This window comes from Lysobacter firmicutimachus (genome assembly GCF_037027445.1).
Classification (GTDB): Bacteria; Pseudomonadota; Gammaproteobacteria; order Xanthomonadales; family Xanthomonadaceae; genus Lysobacter; species Lysobacter firmicutimachus.
This window is the reverse complement of the sequence record NZ_JBANDL010000002.1, coordinates 3,287,635-3,302,610: the sequence shown is the minus strand read 5'-3', so window position 1 is coordinate 3,302,610 and position 14,976 is coordinate 3,287,635. Positions and strand designations below refer to the sequence as shown.

General features: G+C 70.5%; 13 protein-coding genes. 6 read left to right on the top strand and 7 right to left on the bottom strand.

Annotated elements, in window-relative coordinates; genetic code table 11:
- The first annotated feature begins 97 nt into the window (after positions 1–97).
- From V2J18_RS14340 to V2J18_RS14320, 5 genes are all read left to right on the top strand, one after another.
- Positions 98–1,558, top strand: a complete 1,461-nt coding sequence (locus V2J18_RS14340) for a hypothetical protein (protein ID WP_336132092.1) — start codon at positions 98–100, stop codon at positions 1,556–1,558.
- A 350-nt stretch (positions 1,559–1,908) separates the two neighbouring features.
- A complete protein-coding gene (locus tag V2J18_RS14335; protein WP_336132091.1) occupies positions 1,909–2,571 on the top strand; it encodes a hypothetical protein in 663 nt (220 codons plus the stop codon).
- Positions 2,572–2,928: 357 nt separating this feature from the next.
- Positions 2,929–3,225, top strand: a complete 297-nt coding sequence (locus tag V2J18_RS14330; RefSeq protein WP_141233643.1) for a hypothetical protein — start codon at positions 2,929–2,931, stop codon at positions 3,223–3,225.
- A 152-nt stretch (positions 3,226–3,377) separates the two neighbouring features.
- The gene (radA, locus tag V2J18_RS14325) at positions 3,378–4,793 is read left to right on the top strand and encodes a DNA repair protein RadA (protein WP_336132090.1); all 1,416 of its coding nucleotides are present in this window, start codon (positions 3,378–3,380) and stop codon (positions 4,791–4,793) included.
- Positions 4,790–5,398, top strand: coding sequence for a hypothetical protein (locus V2J18_RS14320; protein ID WP_336132089.1), 609 nt, complete (start codon positions 4,790–4,792; stop codon positions 5,396–5,398). The genes radA and V2J18_RS14320 overlap by 4 nt, the downstream gene beginning before the upstream one ends.
- A gap of 134 nt (positions 5,399–5,532) precedes the next feature.
- Here V2J18_RS14320 and V2J18_RS14315 read toward each other — a convergent pair whose 3' ends face one another.
- Entirely contained in the window at positions 5,533–5,955 is a 423-nt protein-coding gene (locus V2J18_RS14315) for a glutaredoxin family protein (RefSeq protein ID WP_336132088.1), read from the bottom strand.
- Between the two features lie 385 nt (positions 5,956–6,340).
- Positions 6,341–6,553 carry a hypothetical protein gene (locus V2J18_RS14310; RefSeq protein ID WP_064750140.1) on the bottom strand — a complete coding sequence of 71 codons (213 nt, stop codon included), beginning with the start codon at positions 6,551–6,553 and terminating at the stop codon, positions 6,341–6,343.
- A gap of 372 nt (positions 6,554–6,925) precedes the next feature.
- On the opposite strand from V2J18_RS14310, the gene V2J18_RS14305 reads away from it, so the two are divergent.
- Entirely contained in the window at positions 6,926–8,653 is a 1,728-nt protein-coding gene (locus tag V2J18_RS14305) for an enoyl-CoA hydratase-related protein (RefSeq protein WP_336132087.1), read from the top strand.
- A gap of 95 nt (positions 8,654–8,748) precedes the next feature.
- On the opposite strand, the gene V2J18_RS14300 is transcribed toward V2J18_RS14305, so the two are convergent.
- The 5 genes from V2J18_RS14300 to V2J18_RS14280 all read right to left on the bottom strand — a co-directional run bounded on the left by V2J18_RS14300 (position 8,749) and on the right by V2J18_RS14280 (position 14,845).
- Complete coding sequence (locus V2J18_RS14300; protein WP_064750141.1) at positions 8,749–10,326, bottom strand: DHA2 family efflux MFS transporter permease subunit; 1,578 nt, start codon at positions 10,324–10,326, stop codon at positions 8,749–8,751.
- 222 nt (positions 10,327–10,548) lie between these two features.
- Positions 10,549–11,742 carry an efflux RND transporter periplasmic adaptor subunit gene (locus V2J18_RS14295; RefSeq protein WP_336132086.1) on the bottom strand — a complete coding sequence of 398 codons (1,194 nt, stop codon included), beginning with the start codon at positions 11,740–11,742 and terminating at the stop codon, positions 10,549–10,551.
- On the bottom strand, positions 11,739–13,262 hold the full coding sequence (locus tag V2J18_RS14290; protein WP_064750143.1) for an efflux transporter outer membrane subunit: 1,524 nt from the start codon (positions 13,260–13,262) through the stop codon (positions 11,739–11,741). The genes V2J18_RS14295 and V2J18_RS14290 overlap by 4 nt, the downstream gene beginning before the upstream one ends.
- A 3-nt stretch (positions 13,263–13,265) precedes the next feature.
- Complete coding sequence (locus V2J18_RS14285) at positions 13,266–13,724, bottom strand: MarR family winged helix-turn-helix transcriptional regulator (RefSeq protein ID WP_064750144.1); 459 nt, start codon at positions 13,722–13,724, stop codon at positions 13,266–13,268.
- A gap of 329 nt (positions 13,725–14,053) precedes the next feature.
- Positions 14,054–14,845: a cytochrome C assembly family protein gene (locus V2J18_RS14280; protein WP_064750145.1), complete on the bottom strand. Its 792-nt coding sequence runs from the start codon at positions 14,843–14,845 to the stop codon at positions 14,054–14,056.
- Positions 14,846–14,976 lie beyond the last annotated feature (131 nt).

Sequence of the window (14,976 nt, the reverse complement as noted above, 5' to 3'; positions counted from 1 at the left end):
AATACGAGCGCCGATGCCGCGGGTCAGGCTCGCGACCGAGCATCCATCGATAATCTCCCGCACGGGACAGCGGCCCGCGCCGGCAAGGACGAACAAAATGACATCGCACCGATTGGGCGGCTTTGCGCTGCACGCAGGGCTGGCATTTTCCTTGCTGCTCGCCTCGGCGGGCGCCGGCGCGCAGATGCCGGGCGCCGCAGCGGCAGTGTCGTCGGAATCGGACGAGGCGCGGGTCGTGCGATACACCCGCGAGCTGGAGGCGGCACCCGACCGCGCCGACGCGTCCGAACTTCGCCGATGGCTGACCCGATGGGCGATCCAGACGCGCGACTACTCCATCGCGGTTTGCGATCTGCTCGATTTCGCCGCCGCGGGCGGCGATGGCGTGCCGCACGAGAGCGAGCTGTTGGTGCAGATGATTTACGGCAATGCCGCATTCCAGATCGAAGCCGGCGCCGACGCCGGCGAGCTCGCCAAGCAAGTGGCGGGGGTCGAAAGCGCGTTGCGCGCCTACGCCGCATTCGTCGCCCGGGATGCAAGGGCGAAGGTGCCGCGTTTGGATGCGTTGATCGCCCAGCGCGAGGCGGGCACGCTGCGGGCCTATCTGGCGCCGAAGGTGGAGCAGAACTGCGGCAGCGCGGAGGCGGCCGCCGCCGCGCCGAGCGGATCGGCGGCCGTGCCGGAGCCGTCCAGCCCGGCCTTTCTGGGCGGTTTCCTTCGCCACTCGCATGTGGTGTATCCGCTTCGTTCCGGCGAGTGGGAGATGCGGGCGGAAAAGCGTTACGACCGGCAGGAGGCCGGCGCTTCGGTGCGGTTCGAGCGCGTTGGCGACGACAGCGGCTGGATCGACGTGTATTTCTATCCCGTCGGCGTGTCGTCCGCTGCCGATACGGCGAAGATGGCCGAGGCCGAACGCCAGGCGTTGCTCGATACCTGGGGCAAGTCGATGGCCGGTCCGCAGGATATGACGGCATTGAGCAGATTCTCCGTGCCGATCGAGCACGACGACGGCGGCGGGCTCGGGCCCGGCCTCAGCGCCGCGGACGAGGGCATCGCCGCCTATGCGCTGGATTTCGCCTATGTCCGCGACGGCAAGGCGCTCAGTTCGGCGATGGTGTTCGCCGTGGATCGGATGTATGCCATCAAGTTTCGCTACAGCGCCGAGACCGCCAAATACGGACGAGCCCAGGTGCGCCAGGCGCTGGAGCAGCTCGCGCGCGACATGCTGGCGCGGCTGGACATCGGCAGCAGCGGCAGCTGCTGGTCGCCGCCGCCGGTCGAAACCCTGGCCCAGAGCGCGCGAGCGCCGCGGAAAGCGCTGGCGACGTCTTCCGTGGAGGGCAACGCGGTGGCCTGGGTACTGCCCGATCGCGTCGTGGTGCGCGATGGGTCGCAGGTCGATGCAGTCAAGCTGCAGACGCTGGCCATGGCCTTGCAAGGTCGCCTCTACCGTGGCTGCACCGGCGCGGAGCCTTCGCTGCCGCAGGTGAAGGACGGTATGCGCGAGGTGCGCTTCGAATACCGCAGCGGCGAACCGGCTGCGGCGGATCGCCGGTAGAACGATAGCGAGCGTTCCGGCCCCCGGGCGCGCGTCCAGCGGACGACCGACGGGCGCAGAGCCGGCATCGACCGCCGATTCGGACATCGGGTGCCGGTCGATCGGCGCTGCACCGTCTCCGCGGTACGCCGCTGATCGTCAACCGCACCGTGGCACGCCCGCGAATGCTCGGCTGAACGTCGCGGCAATGCGGCCAAGCTTTGCCGCCGTTCGCAGCGGCCCTCGCCGTCCGCACGATTCACGTCCGTGTGCCTCAGGCGTTAGCTAAGGCGGAGTGCGGTCGGACTCGTCCAGGTGCCCGATTCCTGGACGGCCGGGCCGAGTCTTCGACTTCCACGGCGGGCGCGCCCATGAGCCACTACGGTTCCGAGCAGGTTTACCAAGTCGGCAAGTTCGGGTTGCGCTTGCGTCCCTATGTCGCTGCGCCTGAGAACGTGTTCGCGACCGGCGCCGCGGTCGAGTACGGAATCGACGGCCGGGTGTCGTACACGCGCGCGGCGCTGCATTCCAGTGCGGTCGGCCTGATCCAGTTGATCCAGTCGCCTGTGGCGTTGTTCGCGCACGCCCAGGCCGGGCGCTGGAGCGTGCACAAGCGCGAGCCGGAGCCCGGCGCCTCGTTGTTGGGGCGTTGCCTGTACGGCGAGGCCAACATGTTCATCGGCGCACATTCGCCGCACTACGCCGGGCAGCCGGTACGGCGCCTGGCGGCGACCGAATGCTGGTTGATCGACACGCCGCGCGAGGCGGCCGACGGGCTGTCGGAAGGAGTACTCGACAGCCCCACCGCCACTCGCTTCGCCGAGTACGCGCTCGATACCGGCACCGGCAAAGTCGCCGGCTCGGGCCTGACCTGGGGCTACAAACTGGTGCAGAACCCGACCTACCTCAGCCGCTTCGAGCTGGTGGTGATCGCGCCGAAGGAAGCCCGGCTGCGCGACCACCCGGAACACCTGGATGCGCTGGCGGAATTTCTCGACGTCGGCCGCGCCCGGATCGAGAGCTGCATCGAGTGAGGGGAGCGGGCGCACGCCGCCGCGATGCGCTGCGGCGGCGTGCGCACCGGCCGCGGCGACGGTCCCGCCGCAGGCCGGCAGGCATGCGGCAGCGCGCGCTGCGTCCGCCGCCGGTTCATCGGCGGTTGCGAACGATGAATCCGCATCTGCGCGGCGCGCGCCGTCGCGGCCGGTGAGAGCCGCGACGGTCACACTACGCTTCCGCCGGCCTTGTCACATGTCTGCATTGAATCGGCATCCATCATTCAGGCGGCTGCCTGGATTCACCAATTGGCCATTCCTTCTTCACTCCTTTTTATCGGGTGGATCGACACCATGCGCCGGCTTGCAACGCATACAGCAAAGGCACCGACAAAAATGCGCGTAGACGTATTCGTAGTGGGCGACGACGAGGGCTATGTGGTCGCGCCGTCCGACAGCTGGCTGCCCCTGGACGAAATGAAGGCGCTCGGTGCGCTGCGTTTCGGCTGGACCATCGACACCCGCATGGCCATGCCCAAGCTGGACTGGCATGCGATCGCCAACGACATCGACGCGCGCGGCTACAGCATCGTCGCCTCCAACGATGTCAGCGGTCTGCTGGCGATGCCGCAGCAGCACCTGCAGGCGATCTATCCCGAACAGCACCGGCCGAACCAGCCGATGGCGGCCTGAGCCGCAGGCCGGTCCGTTTCGCGGACCGGCGCTCGCCGCGGCGATCCGGCCCGACGCCGGGTAAGGCTTTGCCGCGACCGCGCCTGCCGGTCTCGCGCGCTGCGACCGGCAGCGGCTAAAGTGCGGCTTCGCCCGTGCCGTTGCCGTCCGCCATGTCCAAGACCCCGCTCAAATCCGCCGCCGCCAAGGCCCGCACCGCCTACGTTTGCGCCGAGTGCGGCGCCGACTACAGCAAGTGGCAGGGCCAGTGCGGCGAATGCGGGGCCTGGAACACGCTCAGCGAATTCGTGGTCGAGCCCGCGGCCAAGGCCGGCGCCGGGGCCAGCGTTGCCGCCTCGCGCCGCGCCGGCTGGGCCGGCCGCGCCGACGCGCCGGCGGTGACCGCGCTGAAGGACGTGCGCCACAGCGAAGAGGCGCGGGTCGGCACCGGCATCGGCGAGTTCGACCGGGTGCTCGGCGGCGGCCTGGTGCCCGGGGCGGTGGTGCTGGTCGGCGGCGACCCGGGCATCGGCAAGTCGACCCTGCTGCTGCAGGCGATCGTGCGCATGGCGCAGAGCATGCCCGGGCTGTACGTGACCGGCGAAGAATCGCTGTCGCAGGTGGCCGGGCGCGGCGCGCGCCTGGGCCTGCCGCTGGACGGTGTGCATGCGCTGGCCGAAACCTGCGTCGAGCGCATTCTCGAGCACGCCGCCTCGATGAGGCCGGCGCTGATCGTCGCCGACTCGGTGCAGACCCTGTGGACCGAGCAGCTGGGCGCGGCGCCGGGCTCGGTGAGCCAGGTGCGCGAGAGCGCGGCGCGGCTGGTGCGCTACGCCAAGGAGACCGGCACCTCGGTGTTCCTGGTCGGCCACGTGACCAAGGAAGGCGGCATCGCCGGTCCGCGCGTGCTCGAGCACATGGTCGACGCGGTGTTGTACTTCGAAGGCGAGAGCGGCAGCCGTTTCCGCGTGCTGCGCGCGTTCAAGAACCGCTTCGGCGCGGTCAACGAGCTCGGCGTGTTCGCGATGAGCGACAAAGGCCTGCGCGAGGTGCCCAATCCGTCCGCGATCTTCCTTTCCGGCAGCCGCGGGCCGCAGCCGGGCAGCTGCGTGATGGTGACCCGCGAAGGCACCCGGCCGTTGCTGGTCGAGGTGCAGGCGCTGGTCGACTCATCGCCGCTGTCGAACCCGCGCCGGGTCGCGGTCGGCATGGAGCAGAACCGGCTGGCGATGCTGCTGGCGGTGCTGCACCGCCACGGCGGCATCGCGGTCGGCGATCAGGACGTGTTCGTCAACGTGGTCGGCGGCATCCGTGTGCAGGAAACCGCCGCCGACCTGCCGGTGCTGCTGGCGGTGCTGTCCTCGTTGCGCGACCAGCCGCTGGCCGAGCAGACCGTGGCCTTCGGCGAGGTCGGCCTGTCCGGCGAGATCCGGCCGGTGCCCAACGGCGAGGACCGGCTCAAGGAAGCGGCGACCCACGGCTTCAAGCGCGCCATCGTGCCCAAGGGCAACACGCCGCGCGGCGGCCGCATCGGCGAGATGGAAGTGATCGCGGTCGAACGGCTGTCCGAGGCCTTGGACGCGGCGTGAACCCGGTGCCCGGCCCGCGCGACGGCGGCCGCGCCGACGCCGGCGCGGCGTTCGCGCTGGCGCGCGCGGTGTCGATCGCATTGCACCCCTTCGCGGTGTTCCTGGCCCTGACCGTGTTGGGCGTGCGCGCGCTGGTGCCGCAGGCGTTCGCCGCGGCGATGGCCGCGGTCGGCGCGGCGGTGGCGGTGGTGTGGCTGTTCGTCTGGCAGCGTCACCGCAGCGGCCGCTGGAGCACGGTCGATGCCTCGCATCCGAGCGAGCGGCCGGTGCTTTATCTGCTCTTGCTGTGGGTGCTGGCGCTGGTCTGGTGGTGGATGCGCGGCCGCGCCGCAGTGCTGGGCCACGGCATCGTCGCCGTCGCGGCGATGCTGGTCGCGGCCGCGCTGCTCAATCGCTGGATCAAGCTGTCGCTGCACATGGCCAGCCTGAGTTTCGCGGCGGTCGCATTGTGGCCGCTGGCGCCGACGGCGGCGGCGATCGGGCTGGCGTCGTTGCCCTTGCTGGGCTGGGCGCGGTTGCGCATGCGCCGGCATCGCCTGGCCGAAGTGATCGGCGGCGCCGCGCTGGGGGCGGGTTTCGCACTCGGCTTGCGCTGGCTGGCCTGAGGCCGCCGGCGACATAGCGGTGCGGCCAGGCAGGGCCCGTGCGGCGACGCAGCCGCGGCCTCGCCGCGCAGCGGGCCCCGCGGTCCGCGGCGGCCCGCAGGGGCGCGAGGCGCGCGCCGGCTCAGGCGGCCGGCTCAGGCGGCCGGCTTGGCGCTCTTGGCGTGCGCGGCCAGGATTTCGACCAGCTTGGCCTCGTCGTAGCCGTGCAGGCTCTGGTTGCCGACGTAGATCACCGGCACGCTCTTGATCTTCAGTCCGTCGGCTTCCTTGCGTGCGGCTTCGTCCTGGTCGATCACGCGCTCGACGAAGCGCACGTTCTGCTTTTGCAGCAGTTCCTTGGCCTTGTGGCAGAAGGGGCAGGTCGACAGCGAGTACAGCACCACTTCGCCGCCGGCATTGGCATAGACCTGCGAGTAATCGCCTTGTTCCACCATCGCGCCGCCGTTGCCGCCGTCGCCGATCAGGCCGGTGCGTTTGACCAGGGTGCCGGCGCCCACGCCGAGCGCGAGCGCCACGACCACGATGGCGATGGTGCCGAGTATCGACTTGAAGCTCATTCCTTGTCCTCAAGAGAAGCCGGCGCGTCGGCGCGCCGGCGGGTGGTGGAGTCAGGGGCGAGGGGCGGCGCCGTTGCGGGCGTCGCGGTGGCGGCGTGCGGCAGGATGGATCGGAGACTGCGCACACGACCCGTGGCGTCGGCGATCCGGCCTGACTCGAACATCGCGCTTGCTCCCTGTGCCCGTCGGCGGGCTCTGCGTTTATAGCACCGCCGCACCGATTCGCGACGGCGGTCGCGGCGATCCGCGACGCAGTCGGCTGTTGCGTGCGCCGCGGCGGCCGGCGTGGTTGCCGGCCGCCGCGGCGCGATACGGCTTCGTTGCGCCGCAGCACGCTGCCGCGCGACGGCGCGAGAGGCGCGCGGCCTCCCGCGCCGGATCGGGCTCAGGGGATGTCGCAGCCGCAGGACAGGCCGCAGTGGCGCCAGTTGGTCTGGCAGACGTAGGCCGGGCTGCCCGAATCCATGCACTGGTCGAACTGCACCTGGCAGTTGTCCCAGCACGACTGGCAGCCGCCGGCGCCGAACGCGCTCATCGAAAACGCCGCGCCGAAACAGAATGCGCAGATGCCCAACAGCTTGCTTGCACGCTTCAACATCGATGCTCTCCTTGATTGCCCGTCGTGGGCGATGGGGCCGTGTGGCGGCCGGTTCCCGGACGCGGTCCGAACGATCGCGACGCTGCGTCCCGGGCGCCGCGAGGATGACGATGTGTGGGCCCGGCGAGCATCGGCCGGGGCGGCCGCGTTTGGCTACTGTCAGTTTCGATAGGTGCGGCGGATCGGCAAACGAAGTATGGCGATGCGCACGGTCAGGCTGCGCACCGTGCCGCAAGCGCGATCGCGTTCGTCGACCGGATCGGTCCGGTCATCGCGTTCGAAACGCCAAGGCGCGCGATTTGTGATCGGCGCTCAGGATCGTGAACGAGAGTTGGCGGACATTCGAGCCTTCGTCGTGACAAGGAGCGTGCGATGTCGTTGCGTATCCTGTTCCTGTGCACCGCGTACAACGGCCTGGCGCAACGCGCCTGGGCCGAGCTGAGCGATCTCGGCCATCAGGTCGCCGTGCAGGTCGCCGCCGACGCGGCGACGATGCGCGCGGCGGTGGCGCGGGAACGGCCGCAACTGATCGTCGCGCCAATGCTCAAGTCGGCGATTCCCGAAGACATCTGGCGCCGGCACGTGTGCCTGATCGTGCATCCGGGCATCGTCGGCGACCGCGGTCCGTCCTCGCTGGACTGGGCCATTCTCGAACGCGAGCCGGATTGGGGCGTGACCGTGCTGCAGGCGGCCGAGGAAATGGACGCCGGCGACATCTGGGCCAGCGCCGGCTTCGCCATGCGCGCGGTGCCCAAGAGCCAGCTGTACCGGCACGAGGTCGCCGACGCGGCGTTGCGCGCGTTGCTGCTAGCGGTGGAACGCTTCGAGAGCGGCGACTATCGGCCGCAGGCGCTGGATTACGCTCGCGCCGACGTGCGCGGCCGGCTGCGCCCGGGCATCCGCGCCAGCGACCGCGAGATCGACTGGCACGGCGATACCGCGAGTCTGCACGACCGCATCCGCAGCGCCGACAGCGCGCCGGGCGCGCGGGTCGAACTGGCCGGGCTGCGTTGCCACGCCTTCGGCGCCCATATCGAACCCTCGCTGCGCGGCCGTCCGGGCGAATTGCTCGGACGGCGCGAAGGCGCGGTCTGCGTCGGCACCGGCGACGGCGCGTTGTGGCTGAGCCATTTGCGCGAAAAGGACGGGATCAAGCTGCCGGCCACCCGGGTACTCGGCGAACGCCGCCTGGCCGGCGTCGCCCAGCGTCCGCCGCGGCCGGCGACTTCGGTCGCTGCGCGCCGCGACCGCGCCTATCGCCAGATCCGCTATCGCGAAATCGGCGCGGTCGGCTACCTGCATTTCGATTTCTACAACGGCGCCATGTCGACCGGGCAATGCGATCGCCTGCGTACCGCCTTCCTGCAGGCGCGGCGGCGTCCGACCCGGGCGATCGTGCTGATGGGCGGCCAGGACATCTGGTCCAACGGCATCCACCTCAACGCGATCGAGGCCGCGGCCGATCCGGCGCTGGAGTCGTGGCGCAACATCCTGGCCATGAACGCCCTGGTGCGCGAGATCGTGCTGACCGAATCGCACCTGGTCATTTCGGCGATGCAGGGCAACGCCGGGGCGGGCGGGGTGATCCTGGCCCTGGCCGCCGATCAGGTCTGGGCGCGTCGCGGTGCGGTGATGAACCCGCACTACAAAGGCATGGGCGGTCTGTACGGTTCGGAGTACTGGACCTACCTGCTGCCGCGCCGGGTCGGCCAGGCGATGGCGCAGGAGCTCACCGAAGAGCTGCGCCCGCTCGGCACCGGCGCGGCCGAACGCATCGGCCTGATCGATGCCGCGTTCGGCACCGGCGTCGCCGACTTCGCCGCGCACGTCGAACAACGCGCCGAACGCCTGGCCGATCCGACGGCGTGGCGCAAGGCGGTCGCGCTCAAGCGCCGCCACCGCGCCGCCGACGAACGGCGCAAGCCGTTGGAGAGTTACGGCGCCGAGGAACTGGCGCACATGTACCGCAATTTCTTCGGCGCCGACCGCAGCTATCACGAGGCGCGGCGGCGTTTCGTGCGCAAGAACACGGCCGCGTGCGAGGCCGCCGCGGCGCATTCGGCGCCGACGTCGGCCCGGCCGGCGCAGGTGCCGGCCTAGGCGCCCGGCGCGGTCGCGGCCGAAACGAAACAGGCCGGGCGATGCCCGGCCTGTTTCGTGGTCGTCGCCCACGGCGGTTCGTGGGACGCGCGCGCTCAGTGACCGCCCGCCGCCGCGCCGCCGGCGGCCTTGGCGGTGAACGGCGGCTTGGCGAACCAGACGAACGCGATCACCACCAGGAACAGAATGCCGAGCAGGTGGAAGATCTCGTTGAAGCCGATCTGCGCCGCCTGCTGGGAAATCATCTGGTTGAGCGAGACCGCGCCGCGCTGCAGGTCGCCGCGGCCGAGCAGGTCCACGGTCTGGCGGATCGCCGGATCGTAGGCGCCGATGTGCTCGGTGAGCTCGGCGTGGTGGATGGTGCTGCGTTGGTTCCAGCCCCAGGTGGTCAGCGAGGCGGCGAAGCTGCCGCCGAGGGTGCGCACGAAGGTGGCCAGGCCGGAGCCGGCGGCGATCTCGTGCGGTTCCAGATCGGACAGCAGGATGGTCAGCACCGGCATGAAGAACAGCGCCACGCCCAGGCCCTGCCACAACTGCACCATCGCCACGTGCTGGAAGTCCACGTCGAGGTTGAAGCCCGAACGCACGAAGCTGGTGAAGGCCATCGCCACGAAGGCCAGGCTGGCGACGATGCGCAGGTCGAAGCGGGTCGCGTACAGGCCGACGAACGGCGTCAACAGCACCGGCAGGATGCCGATCGGCGCGGTCGCCAGGCCGGCCCAGATCGGCGTATAGCCCAGGTTGCGTTGCAGCCACAGCGGCACCAGCAGGCCGACCGCGAAGAACGCCGAATAGGCCAGCACCATCGCCGCGGTGCCGCTGGCGAAGTTGCGATGGCGGAACAGGCGCAGGTTGACGATCGGGTCGCGCTCGGTGAGCTCCCAGATCACGAACACCGCCAGGGCGATGGCCGCGACGATGGCCAGGATCACGATCTTGCTCGAGTTGAACCAGTCTTCGTCGTTGCCCAGGTCCAGCAGCACCTGCAGCGCGCCGACGCCGATCACCAGGGTGATCAGGCCCATGTAGTCCATCTTCGGCTTTTCCAGCTTCTCCGGCCGGCCGCGCAACTGGCTGCCGACGACCAGGCTGGCGAAGATGCCGATCGGGACGTTGATGAAGAAGATCCACTCCCAACTGTAGTTGTCGGTGATCCAGCCGCCGAGGATCGGGCCGGCGATCGGCGCGACCACGGTCACCATCGCCAGCAGGGCGATGGCCTGGCCGCGTTTGTGCGGCGGATAGATCGAGATCAGCAGCGCCTGGGTGACCGGGTACATCGGCCCGGCGACGAAGCCCTGCAGCGCGCGCGCGGCGACCAGCAGGCCCATGCTGTTGGCCAGGCCGCACAGCAGCGAGGCGATCACGAACAGCAGGGTCGCCCACATGAACAACTTGCGCTCGCCGAACTTGCGGGTGAAGAACCCGGTCAGCGGCAGGGCGATGGCGTTGCTGACCGCGAACGAGGTGATGACCCAGGTCGCCTGGCTGCTGCTGCCGCCGAGGTTGCCGGCGATGGTCGGCAGCGAGACGTTGGCGATGGTGATGTCGAGCACCTGCATGAACGACGCCAGGGCCAGGCCCAGCGTGGTCAGCGGCATGTTCGGCGGCCGGAAGCCGGCTTGCGGCGCCGGGGCGGCGGCGGGTCCGGCGGGGGCGGTGGTGGCGGACATGGATCGGCCTGTGCAGTCGGAGGGGCGCGGGCGGACGCGAAGGCGCTTCGCCGCGGTCCTTAGTCCGCCGTTCCGGCGCGAGGCCGGAACGGCGGCTTCGGAGTTCGCGCGCTGTCGCAGGGGAAGGCGAATCCGGCGGGGGAGGAGACCGGTTCGCCGCGATGCGGCGCGAACGGCGGACGAAGCGCGACGAGGGGGAGGGCGTCGTCCGCGGGGAAGGGATCAGCCGTGCTGCGCGCCCGGCAGGTTCTCGCGCACGATCTTGTCGATCATCGAATCGGCGTCGTGCAGTTGCTTGGCATAGGCGTCGGTGCTCAGGACCGGCTTGGCCGGCGGCGCGCTGGCGAGCACTGCGCCGGCCTGGTCGCGGATGCTGACGTCGACGTGCATGCTCAGGCCCAGGCGCAGCGGATGGTCGGCCAGTTGCTTGGGGTCCAGTTCGATCCGCACCGGCACGCGCTGGATGATCTTGATCCAGTTGCCGCTGGCGTTCTGCGCCGGCAGCAGCGAGAACGCGCTGCCGGTGCCGAGGCCGAGGCTGGTCAGCTTGCCCTGGTAGACCACGTCGCTGCCGTACAGGTCGGCATGCACCTCCACCGGCTGGCCGATGCGCATGTGGGCGAGCTGGGTTTCCTTGAAGTTGGCTTCGACCCAGACCTGCTCCAGCGGAATCACCGTCATCAACGCGGTGCCGGGCTGGACGCGCTGGCCCAGCTGCACGCTGCGCTTGGCGACGTAGCCGTCGACCGGCGCGACGATCGCCGCGCGCTGCAGGTTGAGATAGGCCTGGCGCAGCTGCGCGGCGGCGGCGGCGACCTGCGGCTGCTTGGCGACCGTGGTCGCATCGACCAGGGCGCGATTGCGCGCCAGGGTGCCGCGCGAGGACGACAGCGCCGCTTCGGCGGCAGCCAACTCGTCGCGGGCGTGGGCCAGCTCTTCGGCCGAGACCGCGCCGCCGGCGACCAGGCCTTCGCGGCGCTTGACGTCGGCGCGGGCCTTCTGCACCGCGACCTGGCGTGCCGCCAGATCGGCCTGGCCGGCGTCGACCGCGCTGTACAGGCCGCGCACCTGGCGCACGGTGTTGGCCAGATTCGCCACCGCCTGGTCGTAGGCGACCTGGGCGTCGTTGGGGTCGAGCTGGACCAGCACCTGGCCGGCGCGCACCTTCATGCCGTCGTCGGCGCCGATGCTGATCACCGTGCCCAGGGTCTGCGGAGTGATGTTGACCACATTGCCCTGGACGTAGGCATCGTCGGTGTCCTGGTGCCAGCGCAGCACCAGCAGGTAGTACGCGGTCCAGGCGACCGCCGCGACCACCACCACGGTGAGCAGGATCAGCAGCGCCTTGCGACGCTTGCCGTTGTTCGGCGCGGCGACGGCCGCGGTCGCGGCTTGCGGGTTGATTTCGGAAGTCATGGCGTGGGGGCCTTGGCGATGGCGTGGATCGAAGAGGAATCGCTGCGTTCGGACAGCGGCGCGACCGGATCGGACGCCTGCACCGGCAGGCCGCCGCCGAGCGCGCGGTCGAGGTCGATGCCGGCGGCCAGGCGCTGCGCGCGCAGGCCGGCGAGCTGCTGGTCGAGCTGCAGCAGCGGCCGCTGCGCGGCGAGCACATCGAGCTGGGTGCCCAGGCCGGCGCGGTAGCGGGTGCTGGCGATCTGCCAGGCCTGCTGCGCGGCGTCGCGCGCTTGCTGCGCGGACGCCAATTGGCCGTCGAGCGAACGCGCCGCCTGCAACGCGTCGGCGACTTCGCGCAGCGCGCCGACCAGGCTCTGGTTGTAGTTGGCGACGGCGAGGTCGTAGTCGGCGTCGCGGCCGGCCAACTGGTTGCGCAGTCGGCCGCCGTCGAAGATCGGCAGGCTGATCGCCGGACCGCCCTGGATCAAGCGCGCATCGCGGGTGAACAGGTCGGACAATCCGCCCGAGGCCAGGCCGACGATCGCGCTGAGATTGACGGTGGGATAGAACTCGGCTTTGGCCGCTTCGATGCCGTGCGAAGCGGCTTCCACCCGCCAGCGTGCGGCGACCACGTCGGGGCGGTGGCCGAGCAGCTCGCTCGGCAGCACCGCCGGCACCGCCGGCGCCTGCGCGGCCAGCGCGCCGGGGCGGGCGATGTCGAGGCCGCGGTCAGGACCCTTGCCGAGCAGCGCGGCGAGAGCGTTGCGCAGCGAGTCGATCTGCTGCTGCGCGGATTGGATCTGTTGATCCGCGGCTGCGCTGGCGCTTTCGGCGTTGCGGATCTGCAATTGATTGTCGAGGCCGGCCTTGACCCGTTGCCGGCCGAGCGCGAGCAGCTGCTCGGCGCGCCGCTTCTCGGCCAGGGCCACGTCCTGGGCCTGGAAGGCCTGGGCCAGCGAGACATAGCCGCGGGCGATGTTCGACGACAGGCTCAGGCGCACGGCCTGGGCTTCGACCTCGGCGGCGCGGGCCTGGCCCAGCGCGGCCCGCCAACGGGCGCGGTGGCCGCCCCACAGGTCGGGGCTGTACTTGAAGCTCAGCGACAGCACTTCCACGCCGCTGTACTTGCCGCCGAGCGGTTCGGGAGCGACGGTCTCCGGCAATTGCAGGCCGGAGTACTGGGCGCTGGCGCCGAGCGTCGGCTTGCGCGCTGCATCGGCGAGGCCGGCCTGGGCGACGGCCTGGCGCACGCGCGCGTCGGCGGCGTCGAGGCCGGGGTTGCCGGCCAGGGCTTCTTCGATCAGCGCGTTCAACTGCGCGTCGCCGAACCCGGTCCACCAGTCGGCGCGCGGGAACGCGGCGTCGGACAGGGCGGCGTCGGCGAAGCTGCGCTGCGCGACGAGGGCGTCGGCATCCAGCGCGCGGCCTTCGGGCGCGAGGCCGCGGCTGCTCGCGCAACCGGCCAGGATCAGCGCCGCGGCGAGCGGTGCGAACACGAAGGGCAGCCCGCGGCGCGGGCGAGTGTCGTGGCGGGACATGGCTCAGGAACCGGTGAAAGTGAGGTTGTCGCGGACCTGTTCGAGCAGGCGGTGCAATTGGTCGCGGTCGGCGTCGCTGAGGCCGGTCATGGCGCGTTCGCGCACGCGCCGGCCGCAGGCGTCGATGTCGGCCCAGATCGCGGCGCCGGCTTCGGTCAGGTGGATGTTGAGCGCGCGCCGGTCGTCGGGATCGGCGACGCGGGCGACCAGGCCGCGCGTTTCCAGCTTGTCGAGCAGGCGGGTCATGGCGCCGGGGTTGAGCTGGGCGGCGCGCGCCAGTTCGGTGACGCCGGCGGTGCCGATGGCCAGTTCCTTGAGGGTGATGAACTGGCTGAAGGTCAGATCGTGGCCGGCCTGGGCCAGCTCGCGTTCCATTTGCGCCCACATCGCATCGCGGACCTGGCGGAACAGCAGGCCGAGGTTCGAGGTCGAGCAGGCTTGGTTCGGGGGCAGGGTGGTCATGGCGCGGCATGTTCTGTGCGCGCGAAATATTTGTCAATGCAAATATTGAGCTTGCAATAGGCTCGTTCAGCAAGCATCGAACGATCGTGCTTAATTTGCGCGACACGCTTCGTTACTTTTAACGTGTTGATTTAAATCGATTATTTCGTGTGGCCGGGCCGGGGACGAAGACGGCCCGCCGCCGGCCCCGGCGGCAGCGCTCTCGGCTCCTGGAGGGCCGAACCGCCAAAACGGGCCAGGTCGGGGGCGGGCGGGGCCGCGGTGTTTGCCTCGGCGGCCACGACCGCACGGCCATGGGCTGCCCCGGCACGGGCTGCCGGAACCCGCGGTCAGACCCGCTGCAGCACCAGTTCCAGCACGAACTTGCTGCCGAAAAAGGCCAGGACCAGCAGGATCATCGCCGCCAGGGTCCAGCGCACCGCGACCGTGCCGCGCCAGCCGTAGCGCCAGCGCCCCAGCAGCAGACCGCCGAAAGCCAGCCAGGACAGCACGCTGAGCACGGTCTTGTGCACCAGGTGCTGGGCGAACAGGTTCTCGACGAACAGCACCCCGGTCAGCAGGGTCGCGGTCAGCAGCGCGAAGCCGACGCCGATGGTGCGGAACAGCAGGCTTTCCAGTTCCACCAGCGGCGGCAATGCGCGCAACCAGCGGTGGAACTCGCGCCGGCGCAGGGCGCGTTCCTGCAGCCACAGCATCAGCGCGAACAGCGCCGCGACGGCGAGGGTGGCGTAGGCCAGCAAGGCCAGCCAGGCGTGCAATTGCAGGCGCCAGTCCAGCGGCTCCGGGTGCTGGACATGGCCGTACAGCTGGTAGCCGGCCAGCATCAGCGCCGACAGCGGGAACACCACCACGCCGAGTGCGGCCATGCGCCCGGAGGCGCCGACGATCGCGGTCAGCGCCGCCATGCCTAGGCCGACCAGCGACAGCGCGGCGAAGAAATGCAGATCGGCCCCACCCGCGTTGCGCCAGGCCAGTAGGTGCGCCAGGCCGTGGCCGAGCACGGCCAGATTGGCCGGCAGCAGCCACCACCGGGCGCTGCGGCCGTCGCCGTTGCGCACGGCCGCGACCAACTGCCCGGTCGCAACGAGATAGAGGGCGACCGCGATGAGAACGATTGTCATCGCCGGAGTGTGGCATAAGAGCGGGCATTCGGGATTTGGGATTCGCGATTCGGGGGCGGCCGGTTGTCGCGGCAAGCACGAGCGCACGGGCCAGGGGCCGGGGCCGCTATACTTGCCGGTCCCGCCATTCC

Bases quoted from the DNA above. Each gene is read 5' to 3' on its own strand.
- V2J18_RS14340 (WP_336132092.1), top strand. From the start codon at position 98: ATGACATCGCACCGATTGGGCGGCTTTGCGCTGCACGCAGGGCTGGCA.
- V2J18_RS14335 (WP_336132091.1), top strand. From the start codon at position 1,909: ATGAGCCACTACGGTTCCGAGCAGGTTTACCAAGTCGGCAAGTTCGGG.
- V2J18_RS14330 (WP_141233643.1), top strand. From the start codon at position 2,929: ATGCGCGTAGACGTATTCGTAGTGGGCGACGACGAGGGCTATGTGGTC.
- radA (WP_336132090.1), top strand. From the start codon at position 3,378: ATGTCCAAGACCCCGCTCAAATCCGCCGCCGCCAAGGCCCGCACCGCC.
- V2J18_RS14315 (WP_336132088.1), bottom strand. From the start codon at position 5,955: ATGAGCTTCAAGTCGATACTCGGCACCATCGCCATCGTGGTCGTGGCG.
- V2J18_RS14310 (WP_064750140.1), bottom strand. From the start codon at position 6,553: ATGTTGAAGCGTGCAAGCAAGCTGTTGGGCATCTGCGCATTCTGTTTC.
- V2J18_RS14305 (WP_336132087.1), top strand. From the start codon at position 6,926: ATGTCGTTGCGTATCCTGTTCCTGTGCACCGCGTACAACGGCCTGGCG.
- V2J18_RS14300 (WP_064750141.1), bottom strand. From the start codon at position 10,326: ATGTCCGCCACCACCGCCCCCGCCGGACCCGCCGCCGCCCCGGCGCCG.
- V2J18_RS14295 (WP_336132086.1), bottom strand. From the start codon at position 11,742: ATGACTTCCGAAATCAACCCGCAAGCCGCGACCGCGGCCGTCGCCGCG.
- V2J18_RS14290 (WP_064750143.1), bottom strand. From the start codon at position 13,262: ATGTCCCGCCACGACACTCGCCCGCGCCGCGGGCTGCCCTTCGTGTTC.
- V2J18_RS14285 (WP_064750144.1), bottom strand. From the start codon at position 13,724: ATGACCACCCTGCCCCCGAACCAAGCCTGCTCGACCTCGAACCTCGGC.
- V2J18_RS14280 (WP_064750145.1), bottom strand. From the start codon at position 14,845: ATGACAATCGTTCTCATCGCGGTCGCCCTCTATCTCGTTGCGACCGGG.